General features: G+C 74.5%; 3 protein-coding genes. 2 read left to right on the top strand and 1 reads right to left on the bottom strand.

Features of this window, described 5'->3' with window-relative positions; translation table 11 throughout:
- Nucleotides 1–287, top strand: a 287-nt coding sequence (locus PROKR_RS25565) for a DprA-like winged helix domain-containing protein (RefSeq protein ID WP_036969327.1), incomplete at its 5' end; no start/stop codon positions are given.
- 144 nt (nucleotides 288–431) lie between these two features.
- Here PROKR_RS25565 and PROKR_RS25570 read toward each other — a convergent pair.
- Nucleotides 432–1391 (bottom strand): quinone oxidoreductase family protein, encoded by a 960-nt coding sequence (locus PROKR_RS25570; RefSeq protein WP_211240240.1) that lies wholly within the window; start codon nucleotides 1389–1391, stop codon nucleotides 432–434.
- Nucleotides 1392–1539: 148 nt separating this feature from the next.
- Here PROKR_RS25570 and PROKR_RS25575 point away from each other — a divergent pair.
- The coding region (locus tag PROKR_RS25575) for a site-specific integrase (protein WP_036969329.1) at nucleotides 1540–1815 on the top strand (276 nt) is incomplete at its 3' end.

The following is a 1815-nucleotide window of genomic DNA, read 5'->3' on the forward strand; positions in this document are numbered from 1 at the left end:
CCCGCCGAGGCGCGGCCGTCTGCGTGACCGACGCCGCGGAGGCCGCCGAGCTGGTCGGCGACCTCGGTGAGACCGCACCGCGCCGCCAGGGCGAGACCCGCCCCGGTGACGACCTCGACGCGGCGGGCAAGGCCGTGCTCGACGCACTGCCCGTGCGCAAGCCGGCGCACGAACGCTCGATCGCGCGGACCGCCGGGCTGGCGCTCGCCGACACGACGGGGGCGCTCGGCCTGCTGGAGCTGATGGGGCTGGCCGAGCAGCGGGACGGCGGGTGGCGGAGGAGGTGACGCTGGTGCCCCCGGTTCCGGTCCCGCCCGGCCTCGGACAGGGCGGCGCGGCCCCGGGTGAGTCAGGTAGCCGGGCCGGGGCCGGGCGCGCGGAGCCGGGCGTCCGCCCGGTGGGTTGGTTCGGCGAAAGCGGTCGTGTATGGCTCAGGCGGCCGGGTCGAGGAGGAGCTTGCCGACAGTGCTCCGGGAGCGCAGGGCCTCGTGCGCGCCGCGGGCGTCGGACAGCGGGTAGTCCCCGCCGGCGACGGCGCGGATCTCGCCGCGGCCGGCCAGGTCGAACAGCTCGGTCAGCGCTCTGCCGTAGAGGTTGCCCGGCAACTTGAACACGTGCGGCAGCCACATGCCCGCGACGGTGCTGCTGTGGCCGAGCAGGTTGCGCAGCTCGACGGGCCTGGGCTGCTCACGCCCGGCCATGCCGTAGAAGACGAGCCGACCGAACGGGGCGAGAGCGGCCACGCTCTGGTCGGTCGTGGTGCCGCCGACCATGTCGAGCACGACGTCCACGCGCCCTTTGTTGGCCTCGATCAGGGCCGTCGTCATGTCGGCGGCGCGGGAGTCGACGGCGACGTCGGCCCCGAGGCCGAGGGCCAGCGTGCGCTTGTCGTCGGTGCTCGCGGTGGCGACGACCCGCCCGGCACCCCACGCCTTGGCGAGCTGTACGGCGATCGTGCCCACCCCTCCGGCGGCCGCGTGCACGACCACCGACTCGCCCGCCTCGAGGTGTGCGTTCTTGCGCAGCAGGATCCAGGCGGTCGTGCCCTGCACCAGCATCGAAAGCGCGGTGAGGTCGTCGACGTCGTCCGGCACGGGAAAGGTCAGGGCCGCGTCGGCGACGGCGCGCTCCGCGTACCCGCCTCCGCCCGTCAGCAGCGCGGCGACCCGGCGACCGTCCGCGGTGCGCCCGACGACCTCGCTCCCGGGGACGAACGGCAGCTCGGTCGGCGTCTGGTACGAGTTCTCGATCTGGTGGGTGTCGGCGTAGTTCACGCCGATGCGGGAGACCTCGATCAGCACCTGACCCGGCCCCGCCGTCGGCTCCGGCACCTCGACGGGCCTGAGCATCTCGGGCCCACCGAACTCGGTGATCTGTACGGCACGCATCATCGCGGTCCTCCTGCGCTCGTCCGGCTGCACTCGTCCGACCCGAGTCTGGCAGAGGCCCGGCGCCGGCCCAGCTCACCGCACCTGCCCGCCCGAGCAATAGCGGCGCGCCTGCTTCACCCGGTGGCGGGCGCGCGGCACACTGGCAAACGTGGACCTTACCGACCTGTCCGGCTTGCCTCGGCTGCCCGAGCAGTTGTCCGACGCCGTGTCCCGCTTCGCCAGCTACCTCCACGCGCAGCGCGGGCACTCCGCCCACACGCGGCGTGCCTACGTGGCGGACGTGACCGACCTGCTGCGGTACGCGATGCGGCACGGGAGCACGAGCCTCGACGAGATCGACCTGACGCTGCTGCGCGGGTGGCTCGCGTCCCAGTCCGAGCGCGGGCTCGCGCGAGCCACGCTCGCCCGCCGCGGGGCCTCGGCA

The sequence above is a fragment of the Promicromonospora kroppenstedtii DSM 19349 genome (assembly GCF_000515355.1).
In the GTDB taxonomy this organism is placed as follows: domain Bacteria; phylum Actinomycetota; class Actinomycetes; order Actinomycetales; family Cellulomonadaceae; genus Promicromonospora; species Promicromonospora kroppenstedtii.